General features: G+C 64.1%; 20 protein-coding genes and 1 pseudogene. 16 read left to right on the top strand and 5 right to left on the bottom strand.

Translation table 11 applies throughout. From position 1 onward, the window contains the following. Positions 1-119, top strand: a pseudogene (locus tag PGB28_RS19870) (IS481 family transposase); the annotation flags it as partial. On the opposite strand, the gene PGB28_RS19875 reads toward PGB28_RS19870, so the two are convergent. The 3 genes from PGB28_RS19875 to soxR form a co-directional block, all read right to left on the bottom strand. Next, a complete protein-coding gene (locus PGB28_RS19875) occupies positions 116-862 on the bottom strand; it encodes an alpha/beta hydrolase (protein WP_271423269.1) in 747 nt (248 codons plus the stop codon). The pseudogene PGB28_RS19870 and the gene PGB28_RS19875 overlap by 4 nt on opposite strands. Beyond that, on the bottom strand, positions 859-1,212 hold the full coding sequence (locus tag PGB28_RS19880) for an MmcQ/YjbR family DNA-binding protein (RefSeq protein ID WP_271423270.1): 354 nt from the start codon (positions 1,210-1,212) through the stop codon (positions 859-861). The genes PGB28_RS19875 and PGB28_RS19880 overlap by 4 nt, the downstream gene beginning before the upstream one ends. 62 nt (positions 1,213-1,274) lie before the next feature. Then, complete coding sequence (gene soxR / locus PGB28_RS19885) at positions 1,275-1,730, bottom strand: redox-sensitive transcriptional activator SoxR (RefSeq protein WP_271423271.1); 456 nt, start codon at positions 1,728-1,730, stop codon at positions 1,275-1,277. Between the two features lie 93 nt (positions 1,731-1,823). On the opposite strand from soxR, the gene PGB28_RS19890 reads away from it, so the two are divergent. The 6 genes from PGB28_RS19890 (at position 1,824) to PGB28_RS19915 (ending at position 7,248) form a co-directional block, all read left to right on the top strand. Beyond that, on the top strand, positions 1,824-2,201 hold the full coding sequence (locus PGB28_RS19890; RefSeq protein ID WP_271423272.1) for a VOC family protein: 378 nt from the start codon (positions 1,824-1,826) through the stop codon (positions 2,199-2,201). Next, entirely contained in the window at positions 2,194-2,346 is a 153-nt protein-coding gene (locus tag PGB28_RS19895) for a hypothetical protein (protein WP_271423273.1), read from the top strand. Before PGB28_RS19890 ends, PGB28_RS19895 begins: the two co-directional genes overlap by 8 nt. Further along, a complete protein-coding gene (locus PGB28_RS19900) occupies positions 2,339-3,259 on the top strand; it encodes a DMT family transporter (RefSeq protein WP_271423274.1) in 921 nt (306 codons plus the stop codon). The genes PGB28_RS19895 and PGB28_RS19900 overlap by 8 nt, the downstream gene beginning before the upstream one ends. Positions 3,260-3,389: 130 nt before the next feature. Next, a complete protein-coding gene (cysS, locus tag PGB28_RS19905; protein ID WP_271423275.1) occupies positions 3,390-4,775 on the top strand; it encodes a cysteine--tRNA ligase in 1,386 nt (461 codons plus the stop codon). 82 nt (positions 4,776-4,857) lie between these two features. Then, positions 4,858-6,477, top strand: a complete 1,620-nt coding sequence (gene cimA / locus PGB28_RS19910; protein WP_271423276.1) for a citramalate synthase — start codon at positions 4,858-4,860, stop codon at positions 6,475-6,477. Between the two features lie 3 nt (positions 6,478-6,480). Then, complete coding sequence (locus tag PGB28_RS19915; RefSeq protein ID WP_271423277.1) at positions 6,481-7,248, top strand: squalene/phytoene synthase family protein; 768 nt, start codon at positions 6,481-6,483, stop codon at positions 7,246-7,248. Between the two features lie 60 nt (positions 7,249-7,308). Here PGB28_RS19915 and PGB28_RS19920 read toward each other — a convergent pair whose 3' ends face one another. Further along, complete coding sequence (locus PGB28_RS19920; protein ID WP_271423278.1) at positions 7,309-8,535, bottom strand: MFS transporter; 1,227 nt, start codon at positions 8,533-8,535, stop codon at positions 7,309-7,311. Positions 8,536-8,652: 117 nt separating this feature from the next. Here PGB28_RS19920 and PGB28_RS19925 point away from each other — a divergent pair, with 117 nt between their 5' ends. From PGB28_RS19925 to PGB28_RS19935, 3 genes are read left to right on the top strand one after another with little or no spacing between them, the layout of a single operon-like run. Next, a complete protein-coding gene (locus tag PGB28_RS19925) occupies positions 8,653-9,387 on the top strand; it encodes a precorrin-6A/cobalt-precorrin-6A reductase (protein ID WP_271423279.1) in 735 nt (244 codons plus the stop codon). After that, positions 9,378-10,010: a DNA-3-methyladenine glycosylase family protein gene (locus PGB28_RS19930; protein ID WP_271423280.1), complete on the top strand. Its 633-nt coding sequence runs from the start codon at positions 9,378-9,380 to the stop codon at positions 10,008-10,010. Before PGB28_RS19925 ends, PGB28_RS19930 begins: the two co-directional genes overlap by 10 nt. Beyond that, positions 10,007-10,672: an alpha/beta hydrolase gene (locus PGB28_RS19935; protein ID WP_271423281.1), complete on the top strand. Its 666-nt coding sequence runs from the start codon at positions 10,007-10,009 to the stop codon at positions 10,670-10,672. Before PGB28_RS19930 ends, PGB28_RS19935 begins: the two co-directional genes overlap by 4 nt. A 9-nt stretch (positions 10,673-10,681) precedes the next feature. Here the strand turns inward: PGB28_RS19935 and PGB28_RS19940 are convergent, their stop codons facing one another. Continuing rightward, positions 10,682-11,101, bottom strand: a complete 420-nt coding sequence (locus tag PGB28_RS19940) for a VOC family protein (RefSeq protein ID WP_271423282.1) — start codon at positions 11,099-11,101, stop codon at positions 10,682-10,684. Positions 11,102-11,261: 160 nt separating this feature from the next. On the opposite strand from PGB28_RS19940, the gene PGB28_RS19945 reads away from it, so the two are divergent. The 6 genes from PGB28_RS19945 to PGB28_RS19970 all read left to right on the top strand — a co-directional run bounded on the left by PGB28_RS19945 (position 11,262) and on the right by PGB28_RS19970 (position 17,705). Further along, positions 11,262-12,860 (top strand): ATP-binding cassette domain-containing protein, encoded by a 1,599-nt coding sequence (locus PGB28_RS19945; RefSeq protein ID WP_271423283.1) that lies wholly within the window; start codon positions 11,262-11,264, stop codon positions 12,858-12,860. Between the two features lie 166 nt (positions 12,861-13,026). Beyond that, positions 13,027-13,611, top strand: a complete 585-nt coding sequence (locus PGB28_RS19950; RefSeq protein ID WP_271423284.1) for an HNH endonuclease — start codon at positions 13,027-13,029, stop codon at positions 13,609-13,611. A gap of 256 nt (positions 13,612-13,867) precedes the next feature. Further along, positions 13,868-14,728 (top strand): FAD binding domain-containing protein, encoded by an 861-nt coding sequence (locus PGB28_RS19955; RefSeq protein ID WP_271423285.1) that lies wholly within the window; start codon positions 13,868-13,870, stop codon positions 14,726-14,728. Positions 14,729-14,731: 3 nt separating this feature from the next. After that, entirely contained in the window at positions 14,732-15,214 is a 483-nt protein-coding gene (locus tag PGB28_RS19960) for a (2Fe-2S)-binding protein (RefSeq protein ID WP_271423286.1), read from the top strand. After that, complete coding sequence (locus PGB28_RS19965) at positions 15,214-17,454, top strand: xanthine dehydrogenase family protein molybdopterin-binding subunit (protein WP_271423287.1); 2,241 nt, start codon at positions 15,214-15,216, stop codon at positions 17,452-17,454. Before PGB28_RS19960 ends, PGB28_RS19965 begins: the two co-directional genes overlap by 1 nt. A gap of 2 nt (positions 17,455-17,456) precedes the next feature. After that, a complete protein-coding gene (locus PGB28_RS19970; RefSeq protein ID WP_271423288.1) occupies positions 17,457-17,705 on the top strand; it encodes a ubiquitin family protein in 249 nt (82 codons plus the stop codon). Positions 17,706-17,826: the final 121 nt, after the last annotated feature.

The raw sequence follows: 17,826 nt of genomic DNA on the forward strand, positions 1-17,826 counted from the left end.
GCAGGTTCAAGACCCTCAGCGGGCTGACGCCTTACGAATACATCTGCAAGATCTGGACTTCAGAGCCAGATCGTTTCATCCTAAATCCGATCCACCAAATGCCGGGACTGAACACCTAGCCCCTGTTGACGGCAAAAATCTCATCCGCCTTGCGCACCAGCGTGGTGTAATGCCCGGCCCCTTCCACGCGGTTCAGCCGCGCACCATCGGGCAGTGCCGCGTAAAGCGCCTCGGCCATGGCGGGCGGTGTCCAGCGATCCTCGGTGCCCTGCCAGATCGTCACGGGACATTTGATGCGTGCCAGCCGGTCGGACCACGGACGTACATAGGTCGGGAGCTCGCGGCGATAGGTGGGGTAATTCGCGTCGAACCCGGCCACAAGGATGCGTTCAAAGGTGATCCTGTGCTCGGTATCCGCGAAAAACGCCTTGTCCGGGGCGCTCATCGACTTGATCAATTGCGCCGCCAGAAAGGAGGGCGCGCGCAGCGCCAACATTCTTTGCAAGCGGGCAAATCCCCGGAACAGGATCGGCCATCGCGCCAGCCGAAAGACAGATGCACCCGCCATGCCCGGCAGGAACCGGCCCAGTTCCAACGGTCCGGCGGGCGACACCAGCGTCAGAGCGGACACGCGCTCCGGCGCGGCAGCGGCAAGCCGCAGCGCCGCATGCGCGCCCAGCGAAAACCCGATCAGATGCACCGGCCGTCCTTCGGAATAGCGGCCCAGATCCTTGGCCATGGCGCCGAAATAGCGATACCCGTTGCGGTCCAGCACAAGCAGGTCCTCCGGGCGTTCGGGCAACAGGTCGAGTTCGTGGCCACTGCCCGGCAATCCCGTCAGATAAAGCCGTGAAACGCTCATCCCAGACCTGCCTGCACTTTCTTCGGCAGTTTGCTACGCACAATGCGATAAGAGGTCTCCAGCCGGTCGCGCAGCTCGTCCTCGGTGATGTCATTCGCGGCGATGCGGTCAAACGGGACATGCAGCCAGGAGCGGTGGAAATAGGGGGCCTTGATCCCGCGCCCCATCTCGATCAGCGCCTGCGCGGTGTCGATATCCCCGGTCTTGACCGACACGCCATCGCCGCGCGCGCCCACCGAGGCAAACATCTTGCCGCCCACCTTCCACGCGTCATGGCCGCCGCCCCATGGGTCGGAGCAGTCCGCGCCGGGAAATTGCGCGCAGATGGCGTTTACGATCTCGCGTGACATGGGGCAAAGCCTGCGACCGTTCAGCGATTCCCGGAACAGGGCATTTGGCCGCGCGACACAACTTATCCTGGGTCCGGCTCATCCCCCATGACATAGCGCGGCCCCTTGCCCAGCGTCGCGGCGCGGTCCTCGGGGTTGTAGAGCCTGCACTTGTCCAGTGACAGGCAACCACAGCCGATGCAGCCATCCAGCTTGTCCCGCAGCGCCTGCATCTGGGCGATCTTCTCGTCCAGCACCGCGCCGAAGCGGTTGGAAATGCGGGTCCAGTCGGCCGTGGTCGGGGTGCGGTTTTCGGGAAGGGAGGCCAGCGCCTCGCGAATCTCGGCAATGGAAAACCCCAGCGTCTGCGCGATCAGCACGAAGGAAAGCCGCCGGATATCCGAACGTTCAAACGCCCGCTGTCCGCCCGCATTGCGGTGCGGATGCACCAATCCCTGATCCTCGTAAAACCGGATGGCCGAGACCGAAAGCCCGGTACGTTCGGCGACAAATCCGATGGATAATCCGCGTGATGACATCGCTAAGCTCTGAAAATACGTGACTCTTTTGTCTTGACCTAAACTGTACTTGAGGTCGCATGTTCAAAGCAAGACAGATGAAGGAGACAGGATATGACCCGACTCGAACATGTGAACCTGAGCGTTGCAGATGCCCATGCCACCGCCGATGTGCTGTGCTGCGCCTTTGGCTGGCGCATTCGCTGGCAGGGCAAGACCGCCGATGGCGATTGGGACGCGGTGCATGTGGGTGATGCCGACAGCTATATCGCGCTCTTTGCCGTGCCGGGCGGCGCGGACCGGCCCGCGCGCTATGCTGCGCAAGGCACGCTCAACCATATCGGGGTCGTGGTCGACGATCTGGATGCCGCAGAGGCGACGGTGCGCGCGGCGGGGTTCAACCCCCATGCGCATCATGATTACGAACCGGGACGCCGTTTCTATTTCGAAGGGCCGGATGGCATCGAATACGAGGTGGTCAGCTATGGATAACGGATTGCTTCTGGTGTCGCTGTTGCGCCAACACGGCAATTCGGCACCGCAACCACGCCTCCGGCCCTTGCGCACGCAGCGCTGGTCTCTGCGCATCCGCCTTGCCGGGTTCGACTGGATGTTTCAGGTGACGTCTCATGCCTAATGCTCTTATTTTTCTGCTTTTGTATGTCGGGGTCATGACCGGCCTGAACTTCCCGTTGGGCAAGCTGGCGGGCGCGGAGGGTGTGCCGCCCGCGCTTTGGGCGATGCTGATTTCCACCGGTGCTTCTTTGGCGCTGATCCCGTCCCTGGCGCTGCGCGGGGCGCTGACCCCGCCGCGCGGCGCAACCCTGCGCTATGTGGTGGTGGCCGGGGTGATCACTTTTGTCGCGGCCAATCTTCTGGTGTTCAGCGCCATTCCGCATGTGGGTGCGGGACAGGTGGGCATGATGTTCGCACTCTCGCCGGTCTTTACGCTGGCGCTGTCCATGCTGGCGGGCCTGAAATCGCCGGGGCGGCTGGGGCTTGGCGGCATCGCCCTGGGCATGGCCGGGGCGATGCTGGTGGCGTTGGGGCGTGGCGATGTGGCGGGGCTGTCGCTCTGGGCGCTGGCGGCGCTTGCGATCCCGTTGCTGCTGGCCATCGGCAATGTCTATCGCACGCTGGACTGGCCCGAAGGCGGCGATCCGATGGCGCTGGCCTTTTGGAGCCATGCCACAGCCGCGCTGGTCTTTGCCGGTGTCCTTGTCTTAGCGTATGGTCGTATCCCGTTGGAAACACTGGCAGAGATCAAGGGAACCGCATTGTTGCAAATGGCCGTTGCAGGGGCCACATTCCCCGCCTTTTTCCGGCTCCAGCGCCTTGGCGGCCCGGTGCTGCTCAGCCAGATCGGCTATGTCGCGGCAGCCACCGGCATGGGCGCGGCGGTGCTGTTTCTGGGCGAACGCTATGGCCCGGTCACATGGGCGGGCGTGGCGCTGATCGTGCCGGGCGTGGCGCTGACGCTGCTGGATGGGCGGCGCGGGTCAACAGCACGCTTGGCGCGGCGTGCCTGCCATGCTAGGGAAGCTTTATGAGTATCGCTGCAACCATCATTATCTGCTGCATTCCCCGCTGACATCGTTGGCGGGCCACTCATCTTCTTTCCATTGTGAAACGATCTTGCTAAGCCCGCCACGAGCGTCCGCGCGCCCGTGAGGAGAGGCCATGACCGAGATCAGACTGCACAACACAAAGACCCGCCGCAAAGAGGTCTTTGAACCGATCGATCCGAGCGACGTGCGGATTTATCTCTGTGGCCCAACGGTTTACGACCGGGCGCATCTGGGCAATGCACGCAATGTGATCATGTTCGACGTGTTGTTCCGGCTCTTGCGCCATGTCTATGGGCCGGATCACGTGACCTATGTGCGCAATTTCACCGACGTGGATGACAAGATCAACGCGCGCGCCGCCGAAAGCGGGCGCGAGATCGGTGAGATCACGGCGGAGACGACGCAGTGGTATCTGGACGATATGGCAGAACTTGGCACGCTGGAGCCGACCCATATGCCGCGCGCCACGCAATATATCCCGCAGATGATTGAGATGATCGAGGCGCTGATCGCCCGGGGCCATGCCTATGCGGCGGAGGGCCATGTGCTGTTCGCGGTGGAAAGCTACGCGGAATACGGCGCGCTGTCGGGTCGGTCGGTGGATGACATGATCGCGGGCGCGCGGGTCGAGGTTGCGCCCTATAAACGCAACCCGATGGATTTCGTGCTCTGGAAACCCTCCGCGCCGGATCTGCCCGGATGGGACAGCCCCTGGGGGCGGGGGCGGCCCGGCTGGCATATCGAATGCTCTGCCATGAGCCACGCGCTTCTGGGCGCGTCATTCGACATTCACGGCGGCGGCAATGATCTGATGTTTCCGCATCACGAAAACGAGGTGGCGCAAAGCTGCTGCGCCCATCCAGAGGGATCCTTCGCGCGTTACTGGCTGCATAACGAGATGTTGCAGGTCGAGGGCAAGAAGATGTCCAAGAGCCTGGGAAATTTCTTTACGGTCAGGGACTTGCTGGATGAAGGTGTCCCGGGCGAGGTGATCCGGTTCGTGTTCCTGAGCACTCATTACGGCAAGCCGATGGACTGGACCGCGAAGAAGGCGGCGGAGGCTGAGGAAGAGCTTGAAAAGTGGGCGCTGTATACGAGCAATGTTGAGGCGTCAAAAAGCATACCTTCCGAGGTGATTGATGCTTTGTGCAATGATATGAATACTCACAGTGCACTGACCGCTCTCAGAAAACTCGCGAAGTCGGGTGAATTTGCTGAACTGAAAGCTGGCGCTGAGTTTTTAGGATTTGAATTGCAGGTTGATGCAGGAACGCAAGGGGCCTACGACAAAATTCTTCAGTCTGAGGAAAACCGTCCCAAGATCGAATCTTTAATCGAACGAAGAGCCACAGCACGAAAAGAAAGAAATTTTGAGAAGGCGGATGAGATCAGAGCTATCTTGACCGCCGCCGGTGTTTCGCTCGTTGATACCGCTGATGGTGGGGTGACTTACAAACTCGAAAAGGACTTTGATCCAGCCAAGCTGGAGGGTCTGTGATGGCGCAGGATATGAACCATACTGCCCGGGCCTGCCCCGGGCCGCGCCCGACCCTTCCCGCCTTGTTTCAGGAGGGCACAGCATGACACGCGAACGCCTCTATCTCTACGACACCACGCTGCGCGACGGGCAGCAGACCCAGGGCGTGCAATTCTCCACGTCCGAGAAACAAAAGATCGCCGAGGCGCTGGACGCGCTGGGCCTCGATTATATCGAAGGCGGCTGGCCGGGCGCCAACCCCACCGACAGCGCGTTTTTCGATGCCGCGCCCAAAACCCGCGCGCAGATGACCGCATTCGGCATGACCAAGCGCACCGGCATGAGCGCGGAAAATGATGATGTGCTGGCGGCGGTGATGAATGCCGGGACCGGAGCGGTCTGTCTGGTAGGCAAATCCCATGTCTATCATGTGGAAAAAGCGCTTGGTGTGACCCGCGAAGAGAATACCGACAATATCGCCCGCTCCATGGCGCATATCAAAGCGCAGGGCCGCGAGGCGCTGTTCGATGCCGAACATTTCTTTGATGGCTACAAGGCCGATGCGGGCTATGCGCTGGAGACGCTGCGCGCCGCGCTTGAGGCCGGGGCGCGCTGGGTTGTGCTCTGCGACACCAATGGCGGCACGCTGCCCACGGAAATCGGGCGGATCGTGTCCGAGGTGATCGCGGCGGGCATTCCCGGCGACAAGCTGGGCATCCATACCCATAACGACACGGAAAACGCCGTGGCGGGGTCTTTGGCCGCCGTCGAAGCAGGTGCGCGGCAGGTGCAGGGCACGCTGAACGGGCTGGGCGAGCGCTGTGGCAATGCCAACCTGACCACGCTGATCCCGACGCTCCTGCTCAAGGAACCCTATGCCTCGATGTTCGAGACCGGCGTGCCGCAAGAGGCGCTGTCGGGCATGGTCCGGCTCAGCCGGATGCTGGACGAGATCCTCAACCGCGTGCCTTCGAGACAAGCGGCCTATGTGGGGGCCAGCGCCTTTGCGCATAAAGCCGGGCTGCATGCCAGTGCGATCCTCAAGGACCCGTCGACCTATGAGCATATCGACCCGGCGCTGGTGGGCAATGAGCGTATCATCCCCATGTCCAATCAGGCGGGACAATCCAACCTGCGCCGCCGTCTGGCCGATGCGGGGCTGAGCGTGGACAAGGGCGATCCGGCGCTGGGCCGCATTCTTGACCGGGTCAAGGACCGCGAGGCTGAGGGTTATGCCTATGACGGGGCGCAGGCGTCGTTCGAGCTGCTTGCGCGCGAGGAACTGGGCGGGATGGAGCGGTTTTTCGAAGTGGACCGCTACCGCGTGACCGTCGAGCGGCGGCGCAATGCGCTGGGCCAGATCGTTTCCGCGTCCGAGGCGGTGGTGGCCGTAACCATCGACGGGCAGCAGATCATGTCGGTCAGCGAAAGCTTTGACGAAGAGGGCAGCGATCGCGGCCCGGTCAACGCGCTGGCGCGCGCGCTGGCCAAGGATCTGGGCAAATACCAGACCTCGATCGACGACATGCATCTGGTGGATTTCAAGGTGCGCATCACGCAAGGCGGCACCGAGGCCGTGACCCGCGTCATCATCGACAGCGAGGATGGCAAGGGGCGGCGCTGGTCCACGGTGGGGGTGTCGGCCAATATCGTCGATGCCTCTGTCGAGGCGTTGCTTGATGCAATCCGCTGGAAACTGACCCGCGATCACGGGCAGGGGTAAGCCATGCGTGTTGACGGCTGGCAGGCCTGCGCGGCGATTGTCGAACAGGGCGATCCTGACCGCTTTGCCAGCGCCATGGCCGCGCCTGTGGAGGTGCGCGCACGGCTGTTTCCGCTCTACGCGATGAATGTGGAGGTGAGCCGCGCGCCATGGGTCACCGAAGAGCCGATGATCGCCGAGATGCGGTTGCAATGGTGGCGCGATGCGCTGGAGGAGATTGCAGCGGGCGAGGACGTGCGCCGGCACGAGGTGGTGACGCCGCTGGCACAGGTGCTCAGCGCGGAGCAGGCGGTTTTGCTGGATGACCTCGTTCTTGCGCGTCGTTGGGATGCCTATCGCGAGGCCTTCGAGGACGAGGCGGCATTTCGCGCTTATATCGACCAGACGGCGGGCCATCTCATGTGGGTGGCGGCGCAGAACCTGGGCGCAACCGGGGAACAGGCCGTGCGCGATATCGCTTTTGGCGCGGGCGTGGCGCAGTTTCTGCGTGCGGTGCCGGAACTGGAGGCGCGGGGGCGCATTCCGCTAGTCGATGGGCGGGCCGAGGCGGTTCGGGTGCTGGCCGAAGGGGCCTTGGCGCAGCTCAATCGGGGCAAGCGGGCGGGTGTGGCGCGCGGGGCGCGGCCTGCGCTCTGGGCCGGGTGGCAGGCGGAGGGCATTCTCAAACAGGTGGTGGCGGACCCGCGCCGGGTGGCCGATGGCACGTTGGGGCTGTCCGAATTCACGAAACGCGTCGGGCTGATGCGCCGGGCGCTGACGGGGGCTATCTGAGCGGGCAAATGTCTTCGAAGTCATTTGCAAATTCTGTTGACAGAATTTGACCCGCCCGGATCAGGCCATTTCGTCCCTGGGCCGGAACATCAGCCACAAAAGCGCTCCGCCCGCCAGCATCAGGAACGGTGCCATCGCCATGTTCACCGCGATCCAGCCTTCTTGGGCATTGCCGCCGGAACAGTTCATCAGCCCGCCCGAGGCCAGCGAGGCCACCGACACACCGCCAAAGACGATCAGGTCGTTCATCCCCTGCATCCGGCCCCGTTCATGCGGCTCATGGGCGGCGGTCAGCATGGCGGTTGCGCCGATGAAACCGAAATTCCAGCCCAGCCCCAATAGCACCAGCGCGATAAAGAAATTCTCAAGCTCGACCCCCTGCAACGCCACGGCCCCGGCCCCGGCGAGGATCAAAAGCCCCAGCGCCACGATCTTTTCCACGCCAAACCGCGCGATCAGGTGGCCGGTGAAAAAGCTGGGTGCGAACATCGCCAACACATGCGCTGTAACCACGTCCGCTGCCGAGTTCTGTTCGAACCCGCAGCCCACCACCGCCAGCGGCGTGGAGGTCATGACAAGGTTCATCAGCGCATAGGACACCATCGCGCAGATCACCGCCACCGCGATGCGCGGCGTGGTGATCAGCTCCCAGCGGCTCCGGCCCTTGGGCGCGTCCTCGGAGGGGACCGGCGGTTTGGGAATGTCGAGGAAGAGAAACAGCAACGAGCCCAGCAGGTTCACCCCGATCACCGCGGCATAGGTGCCGAGGAAGGGGATCACATAGGCATCGGCCGTGACCTTGACCAGTTGCGGGCCGATCACCGCCGAGGCGAGGCCTCCGGCCATCACATAGGAGATCGCCTTGGGCCGGAAATCGTCGGACGCGGTGTCGGCGGCGGCAAAGCGGTAAAACCCCTGTGCCGACATATAGATACCGGTCAGAAACGAACCGATCAGGAAGATGGAGAAGCTTTGCACATAAAGCCCGTAAGCCCCGATCACGCCGCCCAGTGCACCGCCCATTGCGCCCACGAAAAAACCCGCGCGGCGGCCATAGCGCTGCATGAAGCCCGAGATCGGCGTGGCCGTTAGCATGGACCCGATCACGATCAGCGAGATCGGCAGCGTGGCAAAACACACATTAGAGGCCAGCGATTGCCCCGCCAGACCGCCAATGGTGAAGATCATCGGCATCTGCGCGCCGAGAATCGCCTGGGCCAGGACCAGCACGATCACGTTGCGCCTGGCGCGGTTGTCTGTCGGGGCAGGGGCGGCGGTATCACTCATATGCGAAGCGGTATATGTGAATGCGCGCCACGGCAAGCCCCAAGAAATTGGCGCGGGCCGGGCCGAGACGTGGCGTTTTCTGCTGCAATCGCGCGGCGGCTGAGGTAAGCGAGCCCCATGTTTTTCGTTCCGCGACAAAAGGTTCTGATCATCGGCGGCTCGGCCGAGGCGCGCGCATTGGCGGCGCGTCTCAAAGGCAACGCCGCGGTCATGCTGCCCGCACCCGAGCGGTTGGCGCAGAACTGGCCGGTGCCGGTTGTGCCGGCGTTGCTGTCGCAGGAGGCGCTGATGGCGCGGCTTGGCTATGGCGTGCGGGTGCTGGTGGATGCGTCGCATCCCTGTGATCGCGAGAGCTCGCAAATCGCGTATGAGGTGGCGCGTGCGCGGGACATCCCATTGTTCAGGATTGAGCGTGCCGCATGGCGCCCGACCCGGCAGGACCACTGGTCTTTTCCGCGCGACGAGGCCGCGGCGGCGCGGCTTGTTGCACCGGGCGAACGGGTCCTGCTGGCCACCGGACGTCAAAGCCTGTCGCGGCTCAAGGGGTTGTCGCGTGCCTATGTCTATGCCCGCCAGATCAGCGACCATGACGATCGCTTCCCCCTGCCGCGCGGACGGTTTCTGAAGGGGAGCGCGCCCTTTACCGTGGCGCAGGAGGTGGCGTTGATGCGGCGTCTGCGGATCGACTGGATCATCCTGCGCAATGCGGGCGGGACAGGCGGCTGGCCGAAACTGGAAGCGGCGCGCAAGCTGGGCGTACAGGTGGCGATGCTGCCCCGTCCTGCGCTGCCACCGGCACGGGTAGTAGGCGATGTATCCTCCGCGCTGAAACAGGTGGTTGAATGTCTGTAGGCCGCATCATCGAGACCGAGACCTGTGTCGCTGAAGGGGTCGAATGGCTGCGCCGCGCCGATCCGCGCTTTGCGCCCGCATTGGACGCCTGCTGTCCGCTGCCGCTCCGGCGCAAACCGGACGGGTTCGACCAACTGCTCAGCGCCATTGTCAGCCAACAGGTCAGCGTTGCCTCGGCATCGGCGATCTGGGGGCGGTTGCGGGAGGCCGGCATGGTGACGCCCGAAGCGATCCGCGCCACCGACGAAGAAGGGCTGCGCGCGCTGGGCCTCAGCCGTCAGAAAGCCAGCTATGCCCGCGCGCTGGCCGAGGCGGGGATTGATTTCGAAGCGCTGCGGGACACACCGACAGATGAGGTCATCGCGACGCTCACCGCGGTCAAGGGCATCGGCGTCTGGACCGCCGAGATCTATGCCATGTTCAGCCTTGGCCGGGCGGATGTCTTTGCCCATGGCGATCTGGCGCTGCAGGAAGCGGCGCGTATCCTGCTGGACCTGCCGGAGCGTCCGCGCGAAAAGCAGATGCGGCAAATCGCCGAAGACTGGTCGCCCTGGCGGTCGGTTGCGGCGCGCGCGCTCTGGGCCTACTACAGGGTGGCAAAGGACAGGGAAGGGATCCGATGACTCGTGTTTTGACATCCGGCCGCAAGGAACCGCGCTCGGGCAGTATTCGCTCGGTGGTGATTTTCCTGCATGGCTACGGCGCAAATGGCGCGGATCTTCTGGGGCTGGCCGATCTGCTGGGTGAACACCTGCCCGACACGTTGTTCCTGTCGCCCGATGCGCCGGAGAACTGCGCCGGTGCGCCCTTTGGCTATCAATGGTTCCCGATCCCGTGGATCGACGGCTCCAGCCAGGAAGAGGCCGAGGCCGGGATGGCGCGCGCGGTCGAGGACCTGAACGCCTATCTCGATAGCGTGATGGTGGACGAAGATGTGCTGCCCGAGCAGGTGGCGCTGTTCGGCTTTTCCCAAGGCACCATGATGTCGCTGCATGTGGGCCCGCGCCGCGACGACGAGATGGCGGGCATCGTCGGATTTTCCGGGCGGCTGCTGGCGCCGGAACTGCTTGAGGACGAGGTGGTGAACAAGCCGCCGATCCTGCTTGTCCATGGCGATCAGGACGATGTGGTGCCGGTGCGATCGCTGCCCGAGGCAGCAGAAGCGCTGCAAAAGGCCGGGTTCAAAGAGGTCTATGCCCATATCATGAAGGGCACGGCCCATGGCATCGCCCCCGATGGTCTGGGCGTGGCGCTGGCGTTCCTGCGGGATAAGTGCGGGTTCTGACGGCGACCTTCAGTCGAACCACAACCGCCGTTCGGCGAACTCTACGGAATTGCCTGCAGGGTCGCGCACGTAAAGCGAGCGCGCCCCGTTAGGCCAGTCGAACTCGGCCTCAATCGCCACATCGGCGCGGCGGAATATCCCGCGCCATTCGACGATCTGGGCGCGCGTGGCTTCAAAACACACATGCCCCGGACCGTGCGCGCCATGGGGCGGGACAGGCATGTCGGGATTACCGGGCGGTTTGACGGTTTCTTCGGGGTTGAACACCAGCAGGATCGCATTGCCCGCCCGGAAAAAGATGTGGCGCGGGGCCACGTGAATGACGATCTCCATGCCCAGAAGACCGTGATAGAACCGTTCGGCGGCCTCTAGGTCTCGGGCGTAGAGCGCGGCTTCGAGAAGACCGGTGATGGCGGGCGTGGACGACATGGCCCAACCCTAGACGTCCCGCAGGCCCCGCAGCAAGGGCGCGTTGAAAATCGGGTTCCGGTCGTCTATGTCTGTTCGAAGAGATCAGTAAAGGATCACGCCATGGATTACGCAGAAAACCAACGTCGCTTGTTGTTCTCTTCTGCTGACCGGTGTGCTTATGCCCTTTCTGACCTTTTCCGAGACCTCCCTCACCCTTCCTGACCAGACCCAGATCATTGCCCCGTTTTCGGGCAAGCTCACCACGGGCAAAACCGCACTTGTGGGGCGCAACGGATCGGGCAAATCCACATTGCTACGCGCCATTGCCGGGGTGGAACCGATCGCGTCTGGAGCGATCGTGGCCAGCGGCCCGGTGCGGTTACTGCGCCAGTCGGAGCCGTTCGAGGGGGCGGCACTTGTCGATCTTTTCGTCTGCCGGGCGGCGCTTGAGGCGCTGCAGAATGCGCTTTCGGGCGATCTGGAGGATGCCGACCGTATCGACTGGACCCTCGAAGAGCGGCTTGAGGCGGCGCTGGCCCGGGTGGGGCTGGACCTGCCGGTCACGACGCCGCTGGCGCAATTGTCGGGCGGGCAAAGCCGACGTGCGGCGTTGGCAGCGCTGTTCTTTGATGTGCCGGAGATCGTTCTGCTTGATGAGCCGTCCAACGATCTGGACGCCGATGGCCGTGCGCTGCTCTTTGATCTTCTCGACTCCCATCGCGGCCTTGCGCTTGTGGCCAGCCATGACCGGGCGCTGCTGGAGCGGATGGATGGGGTGATGGACCTGACCGAACAGGGCGTGCGTTTTCATGCGGGCGGCTGGGCGGGTTATGCCGCGCTGCGCGAGACCGAGCGTGCGCGCGCCGCCCAGGATTTGCAGCGGGCCGAGGCGGCGCTGAGCGGGACACGCAAACAGGTGGCGGAGGCGGAGGCGCGCAAGGCCCGCCGTGCAAGGACCGGCAAGGCATTGCGCGGCTCCGGCAGTCAGCCCAAGGTGCTGCTCGACAAGGCCAAAGACGGCGCAGAAGCCCGCGCCGCCGGGCAGGCAAGGCTGGCCGAGCGTCAGGTCAAGGCGGCCGAGACCCGGCTGGAGAGCGCGCGCGCGGCGGTGGACCGGGCCAAGTCGCTGGGGTTTGACCTGCCCGCGACCGATTTGCCGCCGGGGCGGCAGGTGCTGCACATGTCCGGGCTGCGCTTTCGCCATCCCGGCGCGGCGCGCGGGATCGAGGGGATGGCGCTGGACATTCACGGGCCCGAGCGCATCCGCCTTTTGGGTGGCAATGGCGTGGGGAAATCCACCTTGCTCAGGCTGATCGCGGGGGAGCTGACGCCCGAGTCGGGGCGGATCGAGCGATGGGTGCGGGTCGCCTATCTCGATCAACGGCTGGACGGCATTCGCAGCGGCGCGGGACGCGTGCTGGACCATGCGCGCGCGGCGATCCCGGAGCTGGACGAGAACGGGGTGCGGGCCTTGCTGGCGCGGTTCCTGTTTCGCAACGACGCGGCGCTGGTGCCGGTCTCCGGGCTGAGCGGTGGCGAGCGGTTGCGGCTGGGGCTCGCGCTGGCGCTGGGCCAGCCCGATCCAGCGCGGCTTCTGCTGCTGGATGAGCCGACGAGCCATCTCGATCTGGATGCGGTGGAAGCGGTGGAAGCGGCGCTGGCGGGCTATGACGGGGCGATGATTGTCGTAACCCACGATGCGGGTTTTGCCGGGGCGCTTGGACTTACGCGGGAGATTGCCCTGACAGGGGCCAGGGAAGCGCAAAGTCCAGCTTGAGCCTTGTCACGCAATCGTCACCTTGGGCGCGTAGCACATGCGACAAACGAGGTAAGTTTAGAGGCTTGTCAGACGTCGGACGCGAGATATAGTGGACATCATAAGGGCGGGTGCGCTCGTCCCGAGCTTCGGCCGACAGTCGATGAAAGGAAGGACGAGAAACGGTATGGACGGAGATTTCAGGACTGATTTCGTGCGTGAACCCGGCGCATTGAAACAGCACCCGGCATTGGTGCTGAACGCGGATTACAGGCCCTTGTCCTATTATCCGCTGTCTCTTTGGCCGTGGCAGGATGCGGTCAAGGCGGCCTGGCTGGACCGGGTGGACATCGTGGCCGAGTATGATGAGGTCGTCCGAAGCCCTTCGACCGCGATCAGGATACCGTCGGTTGTTGTCCTCAAGGACTATGTCAAACCTCAAAAGCGCGTGGCCTTCACGCGCTTTAATCTTTTTCTGAGGGACGAATTCCGCTGCCAGTATTGCGGATCAAGGGGGGACCTGACCTTTGATCACGTGGTGCCGCGCGCCGCGGGCGGCGTGACAAGCTGGCAGAATGTGGTCGCGGCCTGTTCGCCCTGCAATCTCAAGAAGGGCTCGAAGTCGCTGCACCGGACCGGCATGTCCTTGCGCAAACCGCCGCGCCAGCCGGGGGCGGAGGAGCTGCGCAATCAGGGGCGCAAATTCCCGCCCAACCACCTGCATGAAAGCTGGATCGACTTTCTCTATTGGGATGCCGAGCTGGAGGCGTAGGCGGGCAGGGGCGGCCTGTGCCGGGTCATGACATGCCCGGTTAAGACAGCGCTTGTCATTGCTGCATATGTTCCCCATTTTCTGACACAGGGACGTCGCAGGTGCTACGCGACGGAATGCGACAAGTTTTGTCGCGTGCTCTCGACCATTCACGCGGGATCGGCATATGGTCGGACAAAACCGTCCTGACTCGGGCGGCCAACAGGATTGCGATCAGCCCGGCAAGCGGCTGACGGACCAGAACAGGGGAGAAGACATGCAGTATCATACACCTGCAAGTTTTGAAGAAGCGGCTGCGCTGGCCGCCGGTGCAAAGGGAACCACGCGGTTCCTTGCGGGCGGCACGGATGTGCTGGTCCAGCTGCGCGCGGGGATGGTCATTCCCGACGATCTGATTGATCTCAAACGCATTCCGGGGGTCTCGGATATCACCCGCACCGACGATGGCGGTTGGCGCATCGGCGTGGCCGTGTCCGGTGCGCAGCTTGGCGCGCATGCGGAATTGGTGGCCGACTGGCCCGGTGTGGTCGAAGGCATGGAACTTGTCGGATCTACCCAGGTGCAGGGCCGCGCAACGCTGACCGGCAATCTCTGCAATGGCTCGCCTGCGGCAGACAGCGTGCCGGGGCTGGTGGCCGCGTGTGCCAGCGTGGAAATCACCGGGCCGGACAGCAGCCGCACCGTGGCCGTGCAGGACGTACCGCAAGGCCCCGGCAAGACCTGCCTGAAACCGGGCGAGGTGATCTCGGCCCTGATCCTGCCGCCGCGTGGTAAGAATGCGGGGGATGCCTATCTGCGCTTTATCCCGCGGACCGAGATGGACATTGCTGTGGTGGGCTGCGCGGTGAGCCTGCGGCTTGATGGCGATACGATCAAAGAGGCGCGCGTTTCGCTGGGCGCGGTGGCCCCAACCGTGCTGCTGGTGGATGCGGCGTCAGAGGCCATCACCGGCACCACGCTGGACGACGCGGCGCTGGACGCGCTGGCGGCGGCGGCAAGTGCCGCCTGCAATCCGATTGACGACAAGCGCGGCACGGTGGCGTTCCGCACCGAAGTGGCGGGAGTGCTGGCCAAGCGCGCCGCCAAGATCGCCTATACCCGTGCGAAGGGAGCATAAGAGATGAGCAAGATTCACGTCACCACCAAGGTCAATGGCGACACGGTCGAATTCCTCGCCGACCCGCGCGAAACGCTGCTGGACTGCCTGCGCGACCGGCTTGGGCTCACCGGCTCCAAGGAAGGCTGCGGCACAGGCGATTGCGGCGCGTGTTCCGTCACGCTGGACGGCACGCTGGTCTGTTCTTGTCTCGTGCTGGGGGCCGAGGTTCAGGGCCGGGAGATCGGCACCATCGAGGGCATGGGCGGCGATGACACGCTGCATCCGCTGCAACGCAAGTTCATCGAACATGCCGCGCTGCAATGCGGGTTCTGCACGCCCGGGTTCCTCGTGGCGGGCAAAGCGCTGCTTGAGAAAAACCCGAACCCGACCGAGGAAGAGGTGCGCTATTGGCTGGCAGGGAACCTCTGCCGCTGCACCGGATATGACAAGATCGTCCGCGCCGTGATGGATGCGGCGGCGGAAATGCGTGGGGAGGCTGCGTGATGGCAAAGGACGAGTTCAAGGAATTCAAGCTGGTCGGCACACGTCCCGACCGCCCCGATGGTCTGGACAAGGTGACGGGCCGCGCGCGCTACGGCGCGGATATCTCGGCCCCCGGCATGCTCTGGGGCGCGGTGGTCCGCAGTCCCCATGCCCATGCGCGGATCGTGAAGATCGACGCCTCCAAGGCACTGGCCATGGACGGGGTCAAGGCGGTGGTGACACGCGCCGATTTCCCCACCGGTCTGACCGGGGATGCGTGGAACCTGCAGGAAAACACCATGGCGGGCGAGCGTGCGCTCTATGACGGCCATGCGGTCGCCGCCGTCGCCGCCATATCCAAGACGCTGGCCGAAGATGCCGCGCGTCTGGTCGAGGTGGAATACGAGATCCTGCCCCATGTCACCGATGTGGACGAGGCCATGGCCGAGGGCGCGCCGGTGATCCGCGAAGGCGCTGCCGACGCGACCGTCCCCGAGGGGATGCACCCTAATGTGGTCAAATACATGGAGTTTGGCCGGGGCGATATCGAGGCCGGCTTTGCCGAGGCCGATCTGGTCAAGGAACATACCTTCAAGACCGAAGCCGCGCATCAGGGCTATATCGAACCGCATGCCTGTCTTGGCCAGCTGGGCGAAGACGGCAAGGGCGAGATGTGGGTCTGCACCCAGGGGCAGTGGTATATCCGCAAGATGTGCGCCGATGTGCTTGGGCTGGATGGCGCACAGCTGCGCGTGACCCCATCCGAGATCGGCGGCGGCTTTGGCGGCAAGACCACGATTTTCATGGAACCGCTGCCGCTCGCCCTGTCGAAAAAGACCGGCGGCCGTCCGGTCAAGATCGTCATGAGCCGCTCCGAGGTGCTGCGCGCCACGGGGCCAACCGCATCCGCGTCCATGGACGTCAAGATCGGGATGAAAAAGGACGGCACCATCACCGCGGGCCGCGCCGAGTTCCGGATGCAGGGCGGGGCCTTCCCTGGTGCGCCGGTGGACATGGCGCTCTATTGTGCCTTTGCGGGCTATAACGTGCCGAACCTCGAACATGTGGGCTATGACGTTCTGGCCAACCGCCCGAAATGCGCGGCCTACCGTGCGCCGGGCTCGCCCATGGCGGCCTTTGCGGTGGAAAGCCTTGTCGATGAGCTGTGCCGTGAGCTTGGGCTTGACCCGCTTGAGGTGCGGATGAAAAACGCCGTGAAATCCGGAGATCAGGCCAGTTACGGCCCGAAATTCGGCTCCATCGGACTGGTCGAGACGCTGGAAGCCACGGTGGCGCATCCCAACCTTCAGGCCGAGCTTGGCCCCAATCAGGGGCGCGGCGTGGCGGTGGGCTACTGGTTTAACCATTCCGGCGAAACCTCTGTTTCCATGGCAATTTCCGAAGATGGCACGGCCCAGGTCTCGGTCGGCACGCCCGATATCGGTGGTTCGCGCGCGTCCATCGCGCTGATGACCGCCGAGACGCTGGGCATTCCCTATGAGGACGTGCGCGTCAACGTGGTGGAAACCGGTGCGCTTGGCGTGAACGAGCCGACCCATGGCAGCCGCGCCACCTTTGCCAGCGGCAAGGCGGCGGTCGAGGCCGCGCGTCAGGCCATCGGCGAAATGTGCCGCCGCGCTGCCAAGGAATGGGGCATCGAGCCCGAGGCCGTGGAATGGGTCGATGGCGCGGCCCAGCCCGCAGGCCCCAATGCCGGGGAATTCCCGCCCATGACCATTGCCGAGATCGCGGGCAAGATGGGATCGACCGGCGGGCCGATTTCCGGCCACCACGAATCCGTGCCCGAAGGCGTCGGTGCCAGCTTTGGCGCGCATGTGGTCGATGTGGAGGTCGACCCCGAAACCGGGCGCACCACGATCCTGCGCTACCTTGTGGTGCAGGACGCGGGCCGCGCGATCCATCCGGCCTATGTCGAAGGCCAGTATCAGGGCGGCGCGGCGCAGGGCATCGGCTGGGCGCTGAACGAGGAATATATCTATGACGATCAGGGGCGGCTGCAGAACCCTGTCTTCCTGGATTACCGCGTGCCGGTGGCGTCGGACCTGCCGATGATCGACACGGTGATCGTCGAAGTGCCCAATCCCGGCCACCCTTATGGCGTGCGCGGTGTGGGCGAAACCGGCATCACCCCGCCGCTTCCCGCGATTGCCAATGCGATTCAGGACGCGGTGGGCGTGCGTGTCCGGCAATTGCCGATCAGCCCGCCGCGTCTCTTGGCGGCGCTCAAGGCCAAGGGCTGAGCATGGCCCGGGTTCAGGTGCATCTCTGGTCCGGGCTGCGGCGACTGACAGATGGCGCCGAGGCGGTCGAGGTTGAGGCCACGACCGTCGGCGAAGCGCTGGATGGGCTGATCGCGGCCCATCCGGGGCTTGAGCCGCTGATCGAAGCGGGGGTGTCGGTGGTGGTGGACGGCGAAATGACCACCTCGCGTCACCAGAAAATTGGCCCCGAGAACGAGGTCTATCTCATGCAGCGGCTCAAGGGCGGGTAGGGGCTGGCGGCATCAATTCTGCTGTGCGGGCGGGCGGATCATCTTCTTATGTCGCCAAGCAACAGGTCATCACACCGAGATAGAGAACAGACAAAGGGCTTAGCGATGTCTCGCTAAGCCC

Source organism: Primorskyibacter aestuariivivens (genome assembly GCF_028023675.1).
GTDB lineage: Bacteria > Pseudomonadota > Alphaproteobacteria > Rhodobacterales > Rhodobacteraceae > Marinovum > Marinovum aestuariivivens.